Annotated in this window: 22 protein-coding genes; 6 read left to right on the top strand and 16 right to left on the bottom strand. The window is 61.5% G+C overall.

Features of this window, described 5'->3' with window-relative positions; all coding sequences use genetic code 11:
* The first annotated feature begins 22 nt into the window (after positions 1–22).
* A complete protein-coding gene (locus KHO33_RS03330; protein WP_200561292.1) occupies positions 23–1480 on the top strand; it encodes a polyhydroxyalkanoate depolymerase in 1458 nt (485 codons plus the stop codon).
* Position 1481: 1 nt separating this feature from the next.
* Here KHO33_RS03330 and KHO33_RS03325 read toward each other — a convergent pair whose 3' ends face one another.
* Both KHO33_RS03325 and KHO33_RS03320 read right to left on the bottom strand, forming a co-directional pair.
* Positions 1482–1916 (bottom strand): cupin domain-containing protein, encoded by a 435-nt coding sequence (locus KHO33_RS03325; RefSeq protein ID WP_054034772.1) that lies wholly within the window; start codon positions 1914–1916, stop codon positions 1482–1484.
* Between the two features lie 182 nt (positions 1917–2098).
* Positions 2099–2710, bottom strand: coding sequence for a flavin reductase family protein (locus tag KHO33_RS03320; protein ID WP_200561290.1), 612 nt, complete (start codon positions 2708–2710; stop codon positions 2099–2101).
* 261 nt (positions 2711–2971) lie between these two features.
* On the opposite strand from KHO33_RS03320, the gene KHO33_RS03315 reads away from it, so the two are divergent.
* Together KHO33_RS03315 and KHO33_RS03310 are read left to right on the top strand one after the other, a co-directional pair.
* Positions 2972–3367 (top strand): helix-turn-helix transcriptional regulator, encoded by a 396-nt coding sequence (locus KHO33_RS03315; RefSeq protein ID WP_200561288.1) that lies wholly within the window; start codon positions 2972–2974, stop codon positions 3365–3367.
* 2 nt (positions 3368–3369) lie between these two features.
* On the top strand, positions 3370–4737 hold the full coding sequence (locus KHO33_RS03310) for a type II toxin-antitoxin system HipA family toxin (RefSeq protein WP_200561286.1): 1368 nt from the start codon (positions 3370–3372) through the stop codon (positions 4735–4737).
* Between the two features lie 5 nt (positions 4738–4742).
* Here the strand turns inward: KHO33_RS03310 and KHO33_RS03305 are convergent, their stop codons facing one another.
* The 6 genes from KHO33_RS03305 to KHO33_RS03280 all read right to left on the bottom strand — a co-directional run bounded on the left by KHO33_RS03305 (position 4743) and on the right by KHO33_RS03280 (position 9681).
* Positions 4743–5696: a 3-hydroxyacyl-CoA dehydrogenase family protein gene (locus KHO33_RS03305; protein WP_200561284.1), complete on the bottom strand. Its 954-nt coding sequence runs from the start codon at positions 5694–5696 to the stop codon at positions 4743–4745.
* A gap of 109 nt (positions 5697–5805) precedes the next feature.
* A complete protein-coding gene (locus KHO33_RS03300) occupies positions 5806–6108 on the bottom strand; it encodes a hypothetical protein (RefSeq protein WP_054034768.1) in 303 nt (100 codons plus the stop codon).
* 436 nt (positions 6109–6544) lie between these two features.
* Positions 6545–6703 carry a hypothetical protein gene (locus KHO33_RS03295; protein ID WP_166618131.1) on the bottom strand — a complete coding sequence of 53 codons (159 nt, stop codon included), beginning with the start codon at positions 6701–6703 and terminating at the stop codon, positions 6545–6547.
* Between the two features lie 192 nt (positions 6704–6895).
* Complete coding sequence (locus KHO33_RS03290; RefSeq protein WP_200561282.1) at positions 6896–7204, bottom strand: hypothetical protein; 309 nt, start codon at positions 7202–7204, stop codon at positions 6896–6898.
* A gap of 254 nt (positions 7205–7458) precedes the next feature.
* Positions 7459–8862: a hypothetical protein gene (locus tag KHO33_RS03285; protein WP_200561280.1), complete on the bottom strand. Its 1404-nt coding sequence runs from the start codon at positions 8860–8862 to the stop codon at positions 7459–7461.
* A 132-nt stretch (positions 8863–8994) separates the two neighbouring features.
* Complete coding sequence (locus KHO33_RS03280; protein WP_093634402.1) at positions 8995–9681, bottom strand: MgtC/SapB family protein; 687 nt, start codon at positions 9679–9681, stop codon at positions 8995–8997.
* A 167-nt stretch (positions 9682–9848) separates the two neighbouring features.
* On the opposite strand from KHO33_RS03280, the gene KHO33_RS03275 reads away from it, so the two are divergent.
* On the top strand, positions 9849–10958 hold the full coding sequence (locus KHO33_RS03275; protein ID WP_054034766.1) for an AGE family epimerase/isomerase: 1110 nt from the start codon (positions 9849–9851) through the stop codon (positions 10956–10958).
* Between the two features lie 54 nt (positions 10959–11012).
* On the opposite strand, the gene KHO33_RS03270 is transcribed toward KHO33_RS03275, so the two are convergent.
* Positions 11013–11243 (bottom strand): hypothetical protein, encoded by a 231-nt coding sequence (locus KHO33_RS03270; RefSeq protein WP_233464700.1) that lies wholly within the window; start codon positions 11241–11243, stop codon positions 11013–11015.
* 263 nt (positions 11244–11506) lie between these two features.
* Between KHO33_RS03270 and KHO33_RS03265 the strand changes: the two genes are divergently transcribed.
* Positions 11507–11710: a cold-shock protein gene (locus tag KHO33_RS03265; RefSeq protein WP_007178724.1), complete on the top strand. Its 204-nt coding sequence runs from the start codon at positions 11507–11509 to the stop codon at positions 11708–11710.
* A 112-nt stretch (positions 11711–11822) separates the two neighbouring features.
* On the opposite strand, the gene KHO33_RS03260 is transcribed toward KHO33_RS03265, so the two are convergent.
* Positions 11823–13445 (bottom strand): methyl-accepting chemotaxis protein, encoded by a 1623-nt coding sequence (locus KHO33_RS03260; protein ID WP_200561278.1) that lies wholly within the window; start codon positions 13443–13445, stop codon positions 11823–11825.
* Between the two features lie 267 nt (positions 13446–13712).
* On the opposite strand from KHO33_RS03260, the gene KHO33_RS03255 reads away from it, so the two are divergent.
* The gene (locus KHO33_RS03255; RefSeq protein WP_054034920.1) at positions 13713–14147 is read left to right on the top strand and encodes a PaaI family thioesterase; all 435 of its coding nucleotides are present in this window, start codon (positions 13713–13715) and stop codon (positions 14145–14147) included.
* A 135-nt stretch (positions 14148–14282) separates the two neighbouring features.
* Here KHO33_RS03255 and KHO33_RS03250 read toward each other — a convergent pair whose 3' ends face one another.
* From KHO33_RS03250 to KHO33_RS03225, 6 genes are all read right to left on the bottom strand, one after another.
* A complete protein-coding gene (locus tag KHO33_RS03250; RefSeq protein WP_054034763.1) occupies positions 14283–15131 on the bottom strand; it encodes an ureidoglycolate lyase in 849 nt (282 codons plus the stop codon).
* Between the two features lie 62 nt (positions 15132–15193).
* Positions 15194–15937, bottom strand: coding sequence for an SDR family oxidoreductase (locus KHO33_RS03245; RefSeq protein ID WP_054034762.1), 744 nt, complete (start codon positions 15935–15937; stop codon positions 15194–15196).
* A 55-nt stretch (positions 15938–15992) separates the two neighbouring features.
* On the bottom strand, positions 15993–16823 hold the full coding sequence (locus KHO33_RS03240) for an amidohydrolase family protein (RefSeq protein ID WP_200561651.1): 831 nt from the start codon (positions 16821–16823) through the stop codon (positions 15993–15995).
* A 7-nt stretch (positions 16824–16830) separates the two neighbouring features.
* Positions 16831–17871: an aldo/keto reductase gene (locus KHO33_RS03235; protein ID WP_200561276.1), complete on the bottom strand. Its 1041-nt coding sequence runs from the start codon at positions 17869–17871 to the stop codon at positions 16831–16833.
* Between the two features lie 166 nt (positions 17872–18037).
* On the bottom strand, positions 18038–19354 hold the full coding sequence (locus tag KHO33_RS03230) for a UxaA family hydrolase (RefSeq protein WP_054034919.1): 1317 nt from the start codon (positions 19352–19354) through the stop codon (positions 18038–18040).
* A gap of 42 nt (positions 19355–19396) precedes the next feature.
* Complete coding sequence (locus tag KHO33_RS03225; RefSeq protein ID WP_200561274.1) at positions 19397–19741, bottom strand: UxaA family hydrolase; 345 nt, start codon at positions 19739–19741, stop codon at positions 19397–19399.
* Between the last annotated feature and the right edge of the window lie 24 nt (positions 19742–19765).

Raw genomic sequence — 19765 nt, 5'->3', positions numbered from 1 at the left:
TTCCTGCACTCGTGCGAAGGTTATGAACCTGTTCGCATATCCCACATACCAGGCTTTCGCCGACATGATGCTGCCGATGCGGCACGGCGCAGCGCTGGTGAATCATTCGCTCGACGCGTGGCCCGCGTTTGGCGATACGTCGCATGGACGCTCGATACGCGCGGCTTGCGAATTGCTGACGCTCGCCGGACTTACGCCTGTCAGGCCGCCGTTCGGCATCGATAGCGTGGTGACGGAAGGCAAACCCGTACAGATCGTCGAGGAAGTCGCTGCGCACACGCCGTTCTGTTCGCTGTTGCATTTCCGTAAGGACACCGCGCCTTCTCATCCGCAACCGCGCGTGCTGGTGATCGCGCCCATGTCCGGTCACTTCGCGACGCTGCTGCGCGGCACCGTGCGCACGATGCTGGCTGAGCACGATGTCTACATCACCGATTGGCACAACCCGCGTGACGTGCCGCTGAGCCAGGGCCGTTTCGGCTTCAACGAATATGTACGGCACGTAATCGATTTCATCGAAACGATCGGGCCGGGCGCGCATCTGCTGGCGGTGTGTCAGCCGACAGTCGCCGCTTTGGCCGCAGTCGCGCTAATGGCCGCCGACGACAACCCCGCGCAGCCCGCCAGCATGACGCTGATGGCCGGCCCGCTCGACACCCGCATCAACCCGACGCGTGTCAACGAACTGGCTAAAAGCAAGCCAATCGAGTGGTTCGAGCAGAACCTGATCAGCGCCGTGCCGTTCGGTTTTGCGGGTGCGCACCGTCGCGTGTATCCCGGCTTCGTGCAACTGACCGCGTTCATGGCGATGAACCTTAACCGCCATCTCGACTCGTTCGAGACCATGCATTACGAGCGCGCCAAAGGCGATCCGGCGAAGGCCGATACGATCCGCACTTTCTACGAAGAATACTTCGCGACGATGGACCTGACGGCCGATTTTTATCTGGAGACCGTCGATACGGTTTTCCAGCGGCACGCGCTGCCGTTGCATGAACTCGAGGTGGAAGGGCGGCTTGTGGAGCCTTCGAAGATTCGACGTACTGCGTTGCTGACCGTGGAGGGCGAGAAGGACGATATCTGCGCGGTTGGGCAGACGCTCGCTGCTCAGGATATGTGCGACAAGTTGAGGCCGTATCTGAAAACGCATCATGTGCAGACCGGTGTGGGGCACTATGGCGTGTTCAATGGACATCGGTGGGAACGGCAGATTTATCCGCGTGTGCGGGCCGTGATTTACGACAACGAACCGCGTGCAGTGGTGGTGAGTTCGCGGGCGCGGACGATTCAGCCGGTGTCGGTAGCGGCGGCTTCGGAAGCGATCGCGTCAGCCCCGGCTGCTGCCGCAGTGGTTGATGTCGAGGTGGATTCTGCGGCTGCGGTGACTGCCTCGCCGAACGGGATCGGCGCGGAATCCGCCGCCAAGACTCAGCAGGCGTCACGGGCACCGCGACGACGGCCACCCGCGACGCAATCGTGAGTCAAGTCACGGCGCTCTTCCACGGCTGCACCGCCGGGACTTCGCACGGACCTTCGACTTCAATCGATTTGAAATCGGCCGGCGACACGATCTCGATGTACTCCATATCTTCGGAGTAATCGAACAGATAGTGGACGATGCCCGGCGCCTGATGCACGCAATCGCCGGCGGCGACGAGCGTCTCCTTGTCGCCATACATGAAGCGCGCCCAGCCCTTCAACATGATCACAATGTGGAAATCGGCCTCATGACGGTGCCAGCCGGTGCCTTGCTCTGGTGCGTGATTCGCCTTGACGAGTTGCGCGAGCACCTTGCCGCCGGTTGCCTGCGCGATGCCTAAATCGCGGTAGAGAAAAAAGTCGCGTAGGCCCTGATCCACGTAGGACGTGTCTTGCGGACGGACATGGCTGAACTGCGTAGCGAATTCGGTGGACATGATCGCGCTCCTCTTGAGTGAGCCGGCAGTTGAAAACGACGCGTTGGAGCGTCGGTTGCAAGCATCAAGCGGGCCAGATTGCGGGGCTCTGGCTTTGCGTTTCGCGGAGTCGATCAGATGGGCGCCGCGCCGCATTGCGCGGCGCGAGGTGATTCAAACGCTTTGGGTGCTGCTTTGGGTACTTATGCGGTTGGGCGGAACATCTGGAACATCTCACCGATTTCCGCGTAGTCGGCACGGTAGCCGGCGCGCATGATCGGCTGCGCGGCGTGCGTGTCGAACAGGCCGTCTTTCAGATAGGCCTCGTTGATGTGGACGCCGACTACTTGGCCGAGCGACAGGTAGTTGTCCATCGGCTTGCCGTCGAGCGTATGAAGACGGACCACTTGCAGCAGCTTGCATTCGAGCGCGGCCGGCGATTCGGCGACGTGCGGCACGGCGACGTTGCGGCCCGGCGCAGGTGTCAGGCCGGCGAGTTCGAATTCGTCGACGTGGGACGGGACGGGTGCGGAAGAGCGGTTCATCTGCTCGGCGAGCGGCTTGCTGGACAGATTCCAGACGAATTCACCGGTCGCTTCGATGTTAGCGATGCTGTCTTTACGGCCTTCGCTGCAGAAGCCGATGATCGGCGGGAAGCTGGCGAACGCGCCGAAGAAACTGTAGGGCGCGAGGTTCAGGGTGCCCTCGGCGGCGCGTGAGGAAATCCAGCCGATCAGGCGCGGAGCGACGATGGCTTTGAATGGGTCGTGCGGGAGGCCGTGACCGGCAGCGGGGTCGTAGAAGTAGTGGGGCATGGTTTGTGTTGGGGTTTGCGGATGAGGCGGGAGGTATTTATACCGCAGACTCACTGGGGCTGCTGGGGGTGGGAGTGAAGCGGACTGTTGCTATTCGCGCCTCCGTGGATTCCGGCTCACCGGCCGGCTTCGCGCCCCTCCTTAACAGGCTTTAAGTTGTGAATTACAATTACAGTCTATAGACTGTATATTTGATTTACAGCTTATTGACTGTATTTGTATGTTACAGTCCCAAGACTGTACGAGCCTGAAGAAAATCCAATGGATTACGCTATCAAGACGCTAAGTCAGCTCCGCCCTATTCTGCTGGGCTTCCGCAAGTCCGCGGGGCTCACACAAGCTGCGGTGGCCGAACTGCTAGGCATCACGCAGCAAAGCTACGCGCAACTGGAAGCCAATCCGGCATCGGCAAGCGTCGAGCGGCTTTTTAAGGTCATGCGTTTGCTGAACGTGGAGCTGCGTATGAGTCAGGCGTCGTCCGCGCCTGACAGTAAACCAGCGCAGGCCGAAACGCCAAAGCTTCAACGACACGTCCCTGCCCCCCAGAAAGCGAAATCTCCGTCTGTCGCCAACCGCTCAGGCCGAACTCAGAAGGCGTCGAGTTCGAAGCAATCCCTTGGGACAATCACGACCAAAAAGAAACGGGAAAACTGGTAATCATGGCGCGCCGCTCTCAGACACAACGACTCAACATCTGGATGAACGGGCTGCCCGTAGGCTACTGGGAAAAAGCACGGGAAGGGGACCGCCTGAGTTATCTCGACGAGTGGATCGAAGACGAACAAGGGCGTCCCCTTTCCCTATCGATGCCGTTCACGCCCGGAAACCAACCGTACCGCGGCGACGTGGTCAGCGCATTCTTCGACAATTTGCTTCCCGATAGCGATGCGATCCGCCGGCGATTGGCTCAACGGCATCGCACGGGCAGCACGAACGCATTCGATCTGCTGGTAGCGCTTGGCCGTGACTGCGTCGGTGCGATCCAACTACTGCCGCCTGACGAGCAACCCACCGACCTCTACGACATCTCCGGAACGCCGTTATCCGAGCCGCAGATCGCGCTGCTACTGCGCAATGCCACCTCAGCGGCGCCGCTCGGCCAATACGATAACGGGGTGGATTTAAGGTTATCGATTGCCGGGGCCCAGGAGAAAACGGCGCTGCTGCGCCACGACGAACAGTGGATCTACCCGACTGGCAGCACGCCGACCACGCATATCTTCAAGCTTCCGCTCGGGCTGGTTGGGAACATGCAGGCGGATATGCGAACCTCGATCGAGAACGAATGGCTGTGCTCGAAAATCGTATCGGCGTATGGACTCCCCACGGCGAACTGCGAGATTGCAATGTTCGAGAACCAGAAAGCGCTCGTGGTCGAGCGTTTCGACCGTAGGCTGTCGAGCGATGCGAGCTGGATCGTGCGCCTTCCGCAGGAAGACATGTGCCAGGCCACCGGAAGGCCCTCGCATCTGAAGTACCAGGCCGATGGTGGGCCGGGCATCGCAGAGATCATGGACGTGATGCTCGGCTCGGAAAACGCGGATCAGGATCGGCGGCAGTTCTTTAAGACTCGACTCCTGTTCTGGCTATTGGCAGCAACGGATGGTCATGCGAAGAACTTCAGTATTTTTCATCTGCCGGGCGGGTTATACCGGTCGACGCCACTTTATGACATGCTCTCCGCGCATCCGATCATTGGCCCGGGGCGGAATCAGATTGCGCGTCAGAAAGTAAAGATGGCGATGGCTGTTCGCGGTAGTAGCAATCACTATCTGATCGAAAAGATTCAGCGGCGGCACTGGATCGAACAGGCTCGACAGATTGGGTTGGGAAGCGAGGCGGCGCAAGACGTTATTGCTGAAGTCGCGAGCGCGACTGATGACGTGATCAGTGCGGTAGATGCGCTGGTGCCTTCCGGATTTCCGGATGGGCTGGCGGAATCGATTCTGGGTGGGGTTGGGAAGCAGCGGGATAGGTTGATCGCGGCGTCGAGACCTGGAGAAGATGCCCGTTCACCGCGCAACTGACGGTCTTAACCGCGACTAATCACCTGCTTGCGACCTGCTTTGACGCGCGCCAAATGAGCGTCGTCCCACTCGTAGAAACCAGCACCACTGCGCACGCCAACACGCCCCGCGTTCACCTGCGCACGCAGCAGATCGAGCACGTCTTCGTCTTTAGCGAGTTCCGGCATCAGATGCGTGGAAATATCGAGGAAGGTATCGAGGCCGCCCATGTCCGCGCCCTCGAGCGGCCCGACGATCCCCCACCGGCGCCCGAGCGATGCCTTCATGACCCGATCGACTACATCAGGCGTCGCCGCTCCCGAGCGCACGATGTTCAACGCCTCGCGCAGCACCGCGAACTGCAACCGGTTGCCGACAAAACCCGGAATCGCCTTTGCCAGCACCACCGGCTCCATGCCGATCGCGCTCATCAACGCAGCGGTACGTTCGGTGACTTCCGGCGCGGTCGCGGTACCCGGCACCACTTCGACTAGCGGGATCATGTGCGGCGGATTCCAGAAATGCGCGATCAGAAAACGCTCCTTCGCGCGCAACGGAGCAACCAGTTGATCGGGCGGAAAGCCGCTGGTGTTGCTCGCGAGAATCGCATCGTTTGCCATCAACTCAGCCAGCGCCGCATACAGGCGATGCTTCAGTTCGAGCACCTCGGGAATCGCCTCGATCACGAATTGCGCCGACGCCATGACGTCGAGTTGCGCATGTGTTTCGATGCGCGCGAGCGCCGCCTGTTTGGCAGCGTGGTCAATGCGTCCGGCGTCGATCAGTTCGTCGAGCACCGCCTCCGCCTTCGGCGCAACGCTCGCGAGGCGCGCTGGGTCGACGTCGTGAACGATCGTCCGATGCCCGTGCAACGCGCTTTGCGTCGCAATGCCGACGCCCATCAATCCCGTGCCCACTACGCCTATGACTGCCTTGTCCACGCCGCTCTCCTGCTGCCGTCGATGAAAGCGTTCAAGCATAGCGCAGCGCGCCGTTTTCGAAGACCGAATGCAACAAAGCCGGTCTTCCGTGAGGAAGGACCGGCTTTGCGAACTTCACGCCGCGTCACGCGGCGCCGTCATGCGCGCATTAGTAGCGCGGGGGCGGCGGGCGACGGTCGTCGTGGTGATGCGGATCGTAGTCGTGCGGATGATGACGCATCCAGTCGTCATGAGCCCAGTAGCGATGGCCGTCGTAGTAACGATCGCCATGCCAGCCGATGTTGATCGACACGCCCACCGGCATCATGTGCGGCTGACCGTAAACCGCCGGTCCCGGACCATTTTCGATAACCACCCGTTCCTGGGCGAACGCACTGCCGGCTGCGAGCAACGCGCCGCCCGCCAGCAAGGTTGCAATGATCGAACGCGACGTCTTGTTAAAGGTTTTCATAGTGACCTCCCATGCAAAGTTTTGTATCAAGCCAGCGCCCGTGTTCGGCCAACATCGAACCGCGATTTTGGGTTCGGACCAGACGCCGTACGCTTGAGACCAACTTTAGCGGTGCAAACCGCATGAAGACGTGAGCACTTGTAAGCGCACATTTCAATGAAAGGGACTGATGAATGGCCGTGTTTTGGACCTTCGCCGCCCGTCTACAGCGCATGCGCGGTGAATCAACTGAATGGCACGACGGCGCCGTGTGAGGCGCCGTTACATTCATTTCGGCCAGGAAATATTCGGAAAAACGGGGAATTGGGCGGCAACCGCACAAAAAACAAAAGCCACAGCACGCGTTTCGCGGGCGGTGGCTTCAATGATGCGAGGCGCACTTGACGTGCGCGCCCATGCGCGGTGGTCCGCGCTCAGGCCGTACAGCTTTGCTTTTTTAGTCGCTCAGCTTGATGCCGAACAACGTGGATTGCGCTTTGCGCATGCGCTCTGCTTCGCGGCTACGTGCTGCGTACGAGTAGTCCGAATCCAGCGGCAGATGGGGCGACGCAAAGAGGTCGCTGACCTTTTGGAACAGTGCAAAAATGAAGCTCATGGCGACTCCCGGTTGGTTACTGCATTAGCTAGGGTTTTCCCTTAAGAAGAATTATAGGGTTTTCCCTAGGCAAAAGCTAGTGCAATGCAGCAATTTCTCGGGTGTGGTGTGTTGTCACAGGGTTTTTATCCATGGTGCGTCGCACCATAACAACGTCCCCGTTTTTTATATTTCAGGGTCAAAAGCGTCCGCCTACTGAAGCGTGGTCGATTGCGGCTTCCTGCTACGCGTGGGCTTCGCGCTCGTCACGTTTTTGCGAGGGTTCACTACGGCGGCATCGACGGCGCCTTCCGCCGTGCTGTCCGCACGCATCAGCGTCGCGCTGTTGACGGAGACAATCAGCCCCGGCAAGGTCCGCGCGGGGTTCTCTTGCGGCTTGACGGACGCGCCCGTCGCCGAAAACTCGACGTTCAACGCCCAGTGCCCTTCGTGGATGCCTTGATCGCGCAGAAGCGCGGCTAGCAGGTCCTCGATCGAATATTTGTGCGTGCTGGTCGGCATGATGGCTCCCGTCAGAAGATGCGCTGGCGTATCCGGTCCGGCTTCGCAACAGCAACGAGAGTTTAAAACGTGAAGTTTGGCTTGCGAGGCGTTGGCGGCGGGGCGGTTCCTTACGGCGCCTATCCTGGGAGGCAGGGAACGAGAGTGGGGCTGAGACCCGGGGCTGGGAGTGGGAGTAAGCGCCAGGCTGTTCTGTTGCCCGGGCAAAACGAGTTGCCGCGGCCAGCTAACGCCGCCGCGGCAGTCACTGAGAATCAGTGCGAATTGGCAGCTTTCGGCTTGTGCGCGTGCTGTGCGCGCGTGCCGCGTTTGCTATGCGCGGGCGTGGCCGCGGCTGCTTGAGGCGCCGCGGTTGCGGCTGCGTCAGAAGCCGCATTGGCCGCCGCCGCGTTGGCCATCGCGATGTGCGTGTCGAGCAAGCTGGCCATGGCGGCCTGCTGGTTCTGCATCATCTGCTCGATGCGGTGTTGCTGGGCGGTGGTTTCACGCGTCAGGCGCATCAGGAGCACCGTCTGCGTGATGCCGATCGCGACCGTCATCAGCAACGCGCCCACCACGATCGACAGCATCCATTTCATGCGGCGTGAATGATCTGTCGCGGCGAGGCGTTGATCGGCGATCACGCCGTATAAGGCGTCGACGGTATCGGCGAAGGCCGTCGCACGCGCGCGGTCGAGTTCAGGCGCGGCGCGCAGCGCTGCCGTGGCTGCTTCGGCACGCTGGGCTTCACGGAAGGACGGCGCGGAGAAAGACGCGTTTGTGTGCGCGGAGGATGCCGATGCGGATGCAGGCGTTGATGCCGATGCTGACCACGCGGATGCAGACACATTGCCCGATGGCTTCGCAGCCGGCTTCGGCTCGGCAACCACCGTACCGGCATCAGCCATAGCCCCAGACTCGGACGAAGGCGAAGACGAAGCACGCTCCGCTACCGCATTCGCGCCTTCGGCCCCGGCCGCTTCCCTCGAAGCCGTCGTCGCCTTGGCAAAAGTCGCCGCGAAACGCTGCGGCGGCATAGGCGGTTTGGCACCACCCGAGGTCGATGCAACCGCTGCATCTGTAGTCGCTGCACCCGGCTCAGCAGCCTGGCGCAGCGCGGTCACACTACGCGCCACGGTCGCCGCCGCCATCGCAGACGTAAGCGGCGCAACCGCATCACGTGCCGACGGCGCCGGCTTCTCTTCGGCCGCCGCTTCTGCTGTCGCCTTCACATCCCCGAAAGCCAGCTCGCCGACCGGCGATGCCGTAGCCTCCACGGCCTCCGTCTCCAGCCCACTCAATTGCGCATTCACCGGCACCGGTTCATCGGATTTCGCAGCGCGAGGCGCACGGCGCGCCGCCCTTGCCTCTGGCGACATGCCATCGGCGTCGATCACACCAACCGCGGCCAGCACGACATCGGGTAATTCAAAGCCATGCAACGTGCCTTGCCGGACGTCGATATTCATCGCTTCCAGCGTGGCGCGAGTGGGATCGTCGGGGAACAGGTCGAGCGTGCTGTCGTCGCGTGAGGCATCGCTCAGTTGCGCGAGACGTTGTGCCGAGCGCGCGGCGCGCGCCAGCTTGTTTTCAGTTTCGGTCGAGACGGTGGCCTGCCGCCGCTTCTTCGAAGCGGCGCGCTGAGGCCGGGACTGCGTGGATGCTGCGGAATCTGCCATAGAGAAAAAAGCGGTCGTCGCCGGAAAGCGGGCGCCGAGCACCGCTCGTCAATGCCATTGGAATTTTTCGAGACCGCATTGTCGCATGGCCGCCCGCCCCTGCCGAAGCCATTCGCCGAGGTTTTTCCGTTTTTAAGACGACGCCTCGTCCTGCCGGAACTGCTTGACGCCGTGCAACTGACGCAAGCGCGAGCAGATCGCTTCATATTCGGTATTCGACACGCGGTGCAACGTGATTATCACTTCGTCGCACTCCGGCGCGTCATCGCTTTGCTGCATCACGAATTGTTTGACGCGCGGGCTCGCGGCGCCGAGTTCGTCGTGCAGCGAATGGAATGTCATGGCTCCGCGCTCGACGATCATCGTCAGTTGGCGCCGTTGCTTCACCGTGATGAAGCGGCGCTCGAGCGGCTTGATCCCGGCGAGGATGATCAGAATGATGATGGTCGCGGCGATCGACGCCGTGTACAGCCCACCGCCAACCGCCAGCCCGATCGCCGCGACCGACCAGAGGCTGGCCGCAGTCGTCAACCCGCGCACGATTTCGCCGCGCAGCAGGATCGAACCGGCGCCGAGAAAGCCGATGCCGGAGACCACCTGCGCGGCCATCCGTGACGGATCGAGCACGACATGATCGCCCGACAGCACTTCGGCAAAACCATAGGCCGACACGATCATGATGAGCGTCGAACCGACGCAGACCAGCATATGCGTGCGCAAGCCCGCGGCCCATGAAAGCCGTTCGCGCTCGAAGCCGATGACGCTGCCGAGCGCAGCGGCCAGCATCAGACGGGAAATGAGTTCAAGGTTCCCCAACATTGTTTTTCCTCCTTGTCTGAAATTATTTGAAGCGTATTTCGCAGCTGTGACGGAGTGCCAGCGGCAGCCGTTTGCTTTATGCTTGGCCGCACGCCGCCGGCGGCCGCGCTGCGGCGAAAGCCAAAGTCCGCAGGCGCTTCGAATGACCGCGTTTGACCAACCGAACTATGCAGAGCATGACCCCTTTCACCGCTTCCACGACCCCGCTTGCCAACACACTCCGTGATCACTTCACTCACGTGGTGCTGCCGCTGTGGCGCGGGCCCGGGTTCAACCTCGCGCTGAAGCTGCCCTACGAAGCGGTCAGCGCCGAGGGCCCTGAACCGTTGCCCGCGGAGCGTTACCGGGCGATGGCGTGCGCGCGACAATTGTTCGTGTTCTCGCAAGCAGGCGATGCAGCGCATGCCCAGGTGCTGTTCGATTCGTTGATGCACACGTTTCAGGACACGCGCAACGGCGGATGGTTCTATAGCGTGGATGCGCAAGGCGCGCCGCTCGACACGACCAAAGACCTGTATACGCATGCGTTCGTCGTATTCGCCTGCGCGGAATATGCCGGCCGTTCCGGCAACCGCGACGCGCTGGAAGTCGTCCATCGTACGTCGGCATTGATTCAGTCGCAGTTCGTGGCCGACGATGATCTGTTCAACGCCGCGCTCACCGCGGACTTCGCCAGCGTGACCGGCACGCCGATCCAGAATCCCTTGATGCATCTCACCGAAGCGTGGCTAGCCGCTCGCGAAGTCACTCGCGACAACGCCTTCGACGCCGCGTTGGGCCGTCTTGCCGGTGCCATCGCGCATCACTTCGTCCATGCGCCGACCGGCTGCGTCGCCGAATTGCCGATTGGCGCGGACGACAACCGTCTGGAACCGGGGCATCAGTTCGAATGGTTCTGGCTGGTCAAGCAGGCGGGTGCGTTGTTCGAAGCCTCAGGTCTCAACGAATCGCTGACGCGCGCGTTCAGCTTCGCGCAGCAATATGGCGTGGACCCGCAAACGGGCGGCGTGTGCGCCTCGCTCGACGAAACCGGACGCATCAAGGACGCTACCCAGCGGATTTGGGCGCAGACCGAGTATCTGCGCGCACTGGCGAGCCATGACGACCCCGCTGCGCACGCCGCGCTGCCGCGGCAAATCGAACTCTTCCGGCAACGCTTCCTGCGTCCGCAAGGCTGGTTCGAATGCAAAACGGCCGCCGGTGACGTGGTGCGTGCCGACATGCCGTCGACCACCCCCTATCACCTTGCGACCGCCTATGACGCCTTGCCGGGCTAAGCGCCGGCCGCCGTCTTCCCGTGTATCGGCGTCAAAAGCCGACTGACCGGTCAATCAGTATTCTTCGCGTTGCCAGGGTCCCCAATCGGCGTCGGCAGTTTTGAATCGCGTGTAGGTCGCGCTGTGTCCGGTGGGGGTATCCGATGTGTCGCCGTGCGGTTTTTTATCGGTGGTGTGAAGGGCGAAAGCCTGGTGCTCTTCGGTATCGACCGTGATTCGGCCGACCGGATCCGGGGCGCCTTCTTGAGGTGATTTCGACTCCAATATCGCGAGATAGGGGGTCAAACGACTCCAGAATGAGGTAAGTTCATCTTGCAAATAATGTGTCAATGTTTTTCCTGGAAGAGTAATACAAGCAGTTTACCCTACCGGCTGGGCCCCCTTGGAAAATGGTTTCCGGACCTCAAAAGGGTCCAATCAGGGGAATACCCGAATACTTGTTGATTGGCGTCCATCATAAAGACGTGATACAACTCGTACTTCGCGCTCGATCTCGTGTTGAGAAATAGCGGTCGCGAATGCAACACACAACATTTACTGGATTAAAAATGGCAACAGGTACTGTGAAGTGGTTTAACGATGCAAAGGGCTTTGGCTTCATCACCCCGGACGACGGCGGCGAAGACCTGTTTGCACACTTTTCGGAAGTTCAAGGCAGCGGCTTCAAGTCCCTGCAGGAAAACCAAAAAGTGACGTTCGAAGTCAAGCAAGGCCCGAAGGGCAAGCAAGCTGCGAACATCCAGCCGGCCTAAGTACCTTCAGGTACGTTGAGGCACCCTTAGGCGCTTGCGTCTAATGCAAAATGGCCCGCTTTGGCGGGCCATTTTCTATTGCAGATGCCCTCTTTTTGGGCACGTTCGCGGCCTAGATCGCCCGCATTCCTGACAGCGCGAACGCCGCCGTTTGCCCGCGCAGATCGTCAATTTGTTGCATTCGCAACACAGTCTCAGAAATTTCGAACACAGAAACGGCGTCCTTCAATTGCTGCGTCTGCTGATGCAGCGAGGCGGCCGCTGCGGCGGCTTCTTCGACGAGCGCCGCGTTCTGCTGCGTCATCTCGTCCATCTGCACCACCGCCTGGTTGACCTGCTCAATGCCCGTGCTCTGCTCGAGCGACGATGCGCTGATCTCCGCCATCATCTGCGTGACGCGCGAGATCGACGCGGAAACGTTGCTCATCGCCTCGCCGGCATGCTCGACCAGCGTCGAACCGCCCTGAATCTCGGCGACCGATTCGCTGATCAGCGTCTTGATTTCCTTCGCCGACTGCGCGCTGCGCTGGGCAAGCCCGCGCACCTCGCCCGCCACCACGGCGAAGCCACGGCCCTGTTCGCCCGCGCGCGCCGCTTCGACGGCCGCGTTCAGCGCGAGGATATTGGTCTGGAACGCGATGCCGTCGATCACCGAAATGATCTCGGCAATCTTGTCCGAGCTTTGCGCGATGCCGCGCATCTTGTCGACCACCTCGTTGACCACTTCGCTGCCGCGCGAGGTCGCCTCAAGCGCGGTTTCGGCGAGCGCATTGGCTTCACGGGCGTGATCGGCGTTCTGGCGCACCGTGGCGGTCAATTCTTCCATACTCGACGCGGTTTCTTCGAGCGATGCCGCCTGGTTTTCCGTGCGTGCCGACAGATCGGCGTTGCCGGTGGCGATTTCGTCGGCGCCGAGGTGAATCGAGTCGGCGGACTCGCGCACGGTTTGCACGGTGCGCGCCACGCTCGCCTGCATTTTCGCGAGGCCCGAGAACAGGCGGCCGATCTCATTGGTGCCGCGCGAAGCGATCGGCTGGTCGAGACGCCCTTGCGCGATGCGGTCGAAGTGACGGCCGGCTTCTTCCAGCGGCGCCACCACGCCCTTACGGAGCGCCGCGTACACGCCGAATGTGCCCGCCACCAGTAACAGCAGGATCGCGATGCTGACGGCGCGGAACGTGGTCATGCGGGCGTCGATCGAATCAAGCGATGCCTGGCTCGCAGCAGCGCCGAATTGCACGAAGTTGTGCGACTCGGCGAGATAGGCGTCCTGGAAGCCCTGGGTCGGCTGGTCGAGGAAGGCCTGGATATTGTTCGCGTCGAGAAACTGCACCAATTCCGCGAGCGCGTCGTGGAATTTTTTGTAGCGCTCGGCGAGCGCGGCGGCACGGGTGCTGTTTTCGTCGCTGGTCTTCTGCGCGCTCATAAACGCGCCGAACGACTGATCGGCCGCCGTCAGCTGTTCGCGGGCGTGCTGCACGATGTCGGCCGGCTCTGCGCCGCCGCGCACCATGCGCGTACCGGCGCGCGACAGGTTGATGCGCGCATCCATCAGATGCTGGGTCGTTTCATTGACCGCATCCACCTGCTTCAAGGCGACATTCGACAGATCGCCCACGTCGTCATGCGTGCGTGTGAGCGACCAGAACCCCAAACCCACCGTGACAAGCTGGAAAACGCAGAACGCGGCGAGAACACACAACAGGCCGGATGCGACCTTGATCTTGCTGAACATCGTGAACACCTAAAGCAAAGAATGACGGGACCTACGTCCGGGTTAACGGCAACGCCAAACTTTGCTTGAGATCAATGTCGTCAAAAATCGTCTTACGTCCCCGTTTCATCGGCCAACTTCGCAATTCCCGTCATTTTCCGCAACAATGCTCCGCAGATATTTTGGATTCACCTTGACGCGATGCGTCAGCGCTTCCTAGAGTGGGTAGGGACTGCACAATGGACGCCGGTGCAGATGCCACTGCGGGCCACGCCCGAAGGACTCACGATGACCGACATCCTCGACCGGGCGCGCGGCGCACTGCATGCCCAGCCGTTCAGCATGCTGCTAGGCACCGAGCTCATGCACACCGGCACCAACGAACTGACGCTGTGTCTGCCGATCCGCGACGAGTTACGGCAACAACATGGCTTTGTGCATGGCGGTGTCATCAGCTATCTCGCCGACAATGCGCTGACGTTCGCCGGCGCGCTGTCGCTGGGGCCGAAGGTCGTGACGGGCGAGTACAAGATCAACTATCTTCGGCCGGTGATGAACGGCACGCTAATCGCACGCGCGAAGGTCGTCTACGCAGGGCGGCATCAGGCAACCTGCCAGTGCAACGTGTATGTGATGGACGGCCAGCGCGAGAAACTCGTCGCCGTTGCGCAAGGGACGATCAATCGCATCAGCGAGAACGGCGAGCACGAGCCGGCGGGTTGATCGGAACCGCGCACTAGAGATGGGATGGGCGAGTCATACGGCTCGCACCGGGGTACATAAAAAAACCGCGCCTGCTGGGAAGCAGGCGCGGTTCTTCATTCTGACCAACGCTTACTGCGCGGCTTACAGCACCGCTTATTCCGCCGCGTAAGTCTTCTGCGTCTGTTCGCCGAGACCTTCAATACCGAGACGTATCGTCTGGCCCGGCTTCAGATACACCGGATTCGGCTTCACGCCCATGCCGACGCCCGGCGGCGTGCCGGTCGAAATCACATCGCCCGGTTGCAGGCTCATGCACTGCGACACATACGACACCAGCTTCGCGACGCCGAACACCATCGTCTTCGTGCTGCCGTTCTGATAACGGTGGCCATCCACTTCGAGCCACAGGCTCAGGTTCTGCGGATCGGCGACTTCGTCGCGCGTCACGACCCACGGGCCGATCGGGCCGAAGGTATCGAAGCCCTTGCCCTTATCCCACGTGCCGCCCTTTTCGATCTGCCACTCGCGTTCCGACACGTCGTTGATCACGCAGTAGCCGGCAACGTAATCGAGCGCATTGGCTTCGTCGATATATTTCGCGGGCTTGCCGATCACCACGCCGAGTTCGACTTCCCAGTCGGTCTTCTTCGAGCCGCGCGGAATTTCGACGTCGTCGTTCGGGCCGCTGATCGCGCTCGTCCACTTGTTGAAAATCACCGGTTCCGCCGGCACCGGCAGATTCGATTCGGCGGCGTGGTCCGCGTAGTTCAGCCCGATGCAGATGAACTTGCCGATCTTGCCGACGCACGGACCCATGCGCGGATTGCCTTCGACCAACGGCAGCGAAGCCGGATCGAGTGCACGCAGCTTGGCGAGGCCTTCGTCAGTCAGCGCGGCGCCGTCGATATCGCCAACCACCTTCGACAAATCGCGAATCTTGCCTTGCGCGTCGAGCAGGCCCGGCTTTTCCTGGCCTTTCGGCCCATAACGAAGCAGTTTCATCGTTGCACTTCCCTTTCCGTTCAGTGGTATTCGGTTCGTGTTTCAGCGTTGATCAGACCGCGTCAGTTCGACCAGCCGCCGTCGATCACATGCGCGTGGCCGGTGGTGAACGACGATTCGTCGGACGCGAGATACAGCGCCAATGCGGCGATCTCTTCCGGCTTGCCGATGCGGCCCATCGGCTGACGCGCGACAAAGGCCGCCTGCACGGCGTCGAGCGACGCGCCCTGCGCCTTGGCCTGCTCAACGATCCGCTGTTCGAGTGACGGCGAATGCACCGTGCCCGGGCAGATCGCGTTACAGCGTACACCACGTGTGATGAAGTCTGCAGCGACGGACTTGGTCAGCCCGATCACCGCGGCTTTCGACGCGCTATAGGCAAAGCGGTTCGGCACGCCCTTCACGCTCGAGGCCGCCGACGACATATTGATGATCGAGCCGCCGCCCTTCTCCAGCATCGCCGGCAAAAACGCGCGGATCATGCGGTACATCGCCTTCGCGTTCAGGTCGAAGGCGAAGTCCCAATCTTCTTCGCTGCATTCGAGAATCGAGCCGGCGTGCACGAAGCCCGCGCAGTTGAACAGCACGTCGATCGCGCCGAGCTCGACGGCCAGCGCCTTGATCGCCGCGTTGTCGCGCACGTCGAGCTTGCGCGCTTCGACCGGCTTGCCGGCGAGTCCGTCGATGCGGATATCGGTGGCGATCACGCGCGCGCCTTCGCGCGCGAACATTTCCGCGGTGGCGAGACCGATACCTTGTCCTGCAGCGGTGATCAGGGCCGTCTTGCCGGCCAGTCTTTGTGTCATCTACGACTCCAGTTGAATGGGCTTTCTCTTGTCTTCGTAACTCGTCTTCGTCACATCAAAGTCGATAAAACGCAGCGGCGTTGCCGCCGAAAACCGCCTCTCGCTCGGCGTCGCTCAAGGACGCGAGCAAGGTGTTCGCCACCGAGTGCCAGACCTGATAGTCGCCGTTCAGATCGAGCACCGGCCAGTCGCTGCCCCACATCAAACGCGCGGGACCGAATGACTTCAGCAGATGCTCGACGTACGGATGAAGCGTTTCTTCGCTCCAGCCGGGCGACGCTTCGGTGATGAGCCCCGACAGCTTGCAATGCACTTGCGGCAACTTAGCGAGCCGCGTGATTGCCTCGGCCCATGATTGCCAACCCGCGCGGCCGTAACGGATTGGCGGCTTCGCACCGTGATCGACAACGATGCGCAGCGTAGGGAAGCGCTCCGCGAACGTTTCGAAAGGCTCCACGTGTCGCGCGTAAATCAATGCGTCGAACGCGAGGTCGTGCTCGATCAACGCTTCGATTGCGGGTGCGAGATCGGGATTCGCAATCCACGTATCGTCGGGCAGATCCTGCAGCATCGGCCGCACGCCTTTGAACTTCGGCTCATGCGCCAGCGCTCCAATCACAGCCGGCGCCGTGGGCAACAGCAACGGCACCCAGCCGACCACACCGGCAATCGATGGCTCATGCCGCGCGATGTCCAGCAAGTAGCGCGTTTCATCGATGGTCGGCGCTGCCTGGACCACCACCGTCCGTTCGACGCCCGCTGCTTCTCGCAGTGGCTTGAGATCGTCGGGACCGAACAGCCGGTAGAGGATTTTCAGTTCCGGCGTGAGCCACTCGTAGTCGCCACGAGCGGGGTCCCAGTAGTGCTGGTGGGCGTCGATGCGTATCGTCAAATCAATCCTCCGGCGCGGGCGCGCGGCTGTCGAGCAAGCCCTTGTCACGCAACGCGGACCACAGTTCCGCGGGGATCGGCTGCTCGAACGACGCGGCGTTCTCGCGCAATTCATCGGCACTGCGCGCGCCGGTCAACACGGTTGCGACCGCCGGATGCGCATACGGAAACTGCAAAGCTGCGGCGGCAAGCGGTACGCCATGCACCCGGCACACCGCTTCCAGCCGCGCGACGCGTTCGATGATTTCGCTCGGCGCGTCGCCGTAATTGAATTTCAGATCACCTGAGACACCGCGCGCCAGAATGCCTGAGTTGAACGCGCCGCCTAACAGAATGCTGACGCCGCGTTGTTCACATGCTGGGAGCAGATCATTGAGCGTGGTCTGTTCGAGCAGCGTATAACGGCCCGCGAGCAACGCGCAATCGATATCGAATTCGGCCATCACGTCGAGTATTGCCGCGCCTTCATTAACACCGAGCCCGACAGCCTTGACCGCGCCTGAGGAGCGCAAATCATCGAGCGCACGAAAGCCGCCGCCTTCAGTGAGTTGCCGCCAGTAATGGGGATTCTTGTCGCCATGCGTGACAACGCCGATATCGTGCACCAGCAGAATGTCGATATCGACCATGCCGAGACGCTGCTGGCTGTCTTCGAACGAACGCAGAATGCCGTCGTGCGTGTAGTCGAAGATCGCCTGGAACGGCAGCGGATCTTGCCAGCCTTCGCTGCCGTCGTAGGGCGTGGTGCGCGGTACGAAGCGGCGCCCAACTTTGGTGGACAGCACGTATTCACTACGCGGGTAGCCGCGCAACGCGTCGCCCAGACGGTGCTCGGCTTTCGTGTGCCCGTAGTGCGGCGCGGTGTCGAAAAAGCGCACGCCGACGTCCCACGCAGCGGCAATGGTCGCGTGCGCTTCTTCTTCGGACAGATCGCGGTACAGGCCGCCCAACGGCGCCGTACCGAGCCCCAATCCGGATACCTGCAATGCACGACGGCCGATGTTGCGCCGCTGTTCGATCCTCGAACCGATCTTTGCCGTCATGGACCACGTCTCCCATTTGTTAGTGTTTTAGCACGTGCCGGCGATGTTTGCCCGCTGCCGCGCTGCTAGCGACGGCCTTGGCACGCTAATGGCTGCACCGAAGGTTGCAGAATCGATTGCGGCTCGCGCTCGCGGTCGTACTGATCGCTGAGGTCGCTAAGACCGCTCAGTGCGGCTCGATCGCAACAACCCGATGCGGCGGTGCAGCGCTCGACGGCAAACAAGCCGGGCCCACCGGTTCAAAAGTCTTGTACGTCAGGATGAATTCCTGGTGACCGAGCATTTCCGATTTCGACGCCGCACCGAGCGACACCGCCACCGTTTGCTCGAACACCTCGCGGCCAACTTCGTCGAGCGTGCCGCGCCCTTCGAGAATGCGCCCTGCATCGACGTCCATATCGCCGGCGAGATTGCGGTAGGTTGCGGGATTCGCGCACACCTTGATGACCGGTGAAATCGCCGAGCCGACCACCGATCCGCGTCCGGTCGTGAACAGAATCACATGCGCGCCGCATGCGATCAGCTCGCCGATTTCCGCGTTGTCGCTGATGTTCGGAAAGCCGAAACGCGGCTCGCCGTCAGGCACGACGTCGAGAAGATAGAGGCCGCCGGTCGGCGGAACGTCGCCGGGTTTGATAATGCCGACAATCGGCGACGCGCCGCTTTTCGCATACGCGCCTAACGATTTCTCTTCCTGCGTGGTGAGGCCACCGTCCGCATTGCCGACCGCAAAACTGCCATGCCCGAGGATCGAGTAGTAGCGCGCCGCCTTCGCCACGCACGCGACAATTTCATCCCCGAGTTCCGGCCTCGCGGCACGCGTTTTCATATGAAACTCGCAGCCCACCAGCTCGCCGGTTTCTTCGAAGATGCAGGTCGCGCCCGCGTCGATCAAGTGATCGAACGCACGGCCCACGGCCGGGTTTGCGGTGATGCCGCTGGTTCCGTCCGAGCCGCCGCAAATCGTGCCGATCACCAGTTCGCTCAGCGCCATCGGCACTTTCTGCTGCGCGGCAAGTTGCTTGCGTGCGTCGCGAATCCAGTCGACGCCGTATTGAATCGTGCTGCGTGTGCCGCCTTTTTCCTGGATCGTCAGGACTTCGACAGGACGGCCGCTCGCGCGCACCACGTCCACAAGGTAATGCTTGTTCATGCTCTCGCACCCGAGCGACACGAACAGCACCGCGCCTACGTTGGGATGCGTGGTGAGGCGCTCGAGCATCTTTTCGGCGTACCCATTCGGATAACAACCGGGAAAGCCGATCAGATGCACCGGTGGCTCGCGTTCGGCTGAAGGATCGTCGAACGCGTCGAGCGGTTCGCGGAACTGCGTGACGATCTCGCGCGCAACGTGATGCGCGCACTCGACCAGATACGCCACCGCAACCACATTGCGGATGCCCTTGCGGCCATCCTTGCGCGGATAGCCCTGCAACAAGGGCTGATGCTGCGCGGCGGCGGATGCTACGGAAGTGTCAGTCATGATCATTCCAGCGCGGCGCAAGGCCACGTCAATGTGCTCAATTCAGTGATGGACGAACTCGTGGCCCGCGTCGTGCGTATACGTGGGCAGGTAATCGCTTTCGAGGTTGTGCGTATGCAGATGCGCGCCGCGCGCCACTGCTTCGGTCACGTGACCGATCACTGCGCCGTAACGCAGCACCTTGTCGTCTTTCGCGAGTTCATGGCGCGCGACCTTGTGGCCGAGGTCGATGGTTTTGGTGAGCGTCACGCGCTCGCCTTCGATCTCGACTTGCGTGCCTGCGTCGAGACGCGCCGCCGCGATCAGGCAGTTATCCGCGGGACTGAGCAGGATCAGGCGTGGATCGGTTTGCAATGTTTGGGGCGTTTGCGTTGAGCGGCTGGTCAAGTGCGTTCTCCGTGATGCGTGTGC

Origin of the sequence: Paraburkholderia nemoris (assembly GCF_905221015.1) — a bacterium.
GTDB lineage: Bacteria > Pseudomonadota > Gammaproteobacteria > Burkholderiales > Burkholderiaceae > Paraburkholderia > Paraburkholderia nemoris.
The sequence above is the reverse complement of the archived record's forward strand: the minus strand, read 5'-3'. Positions and strand labels throughout refer to the sequence as shown.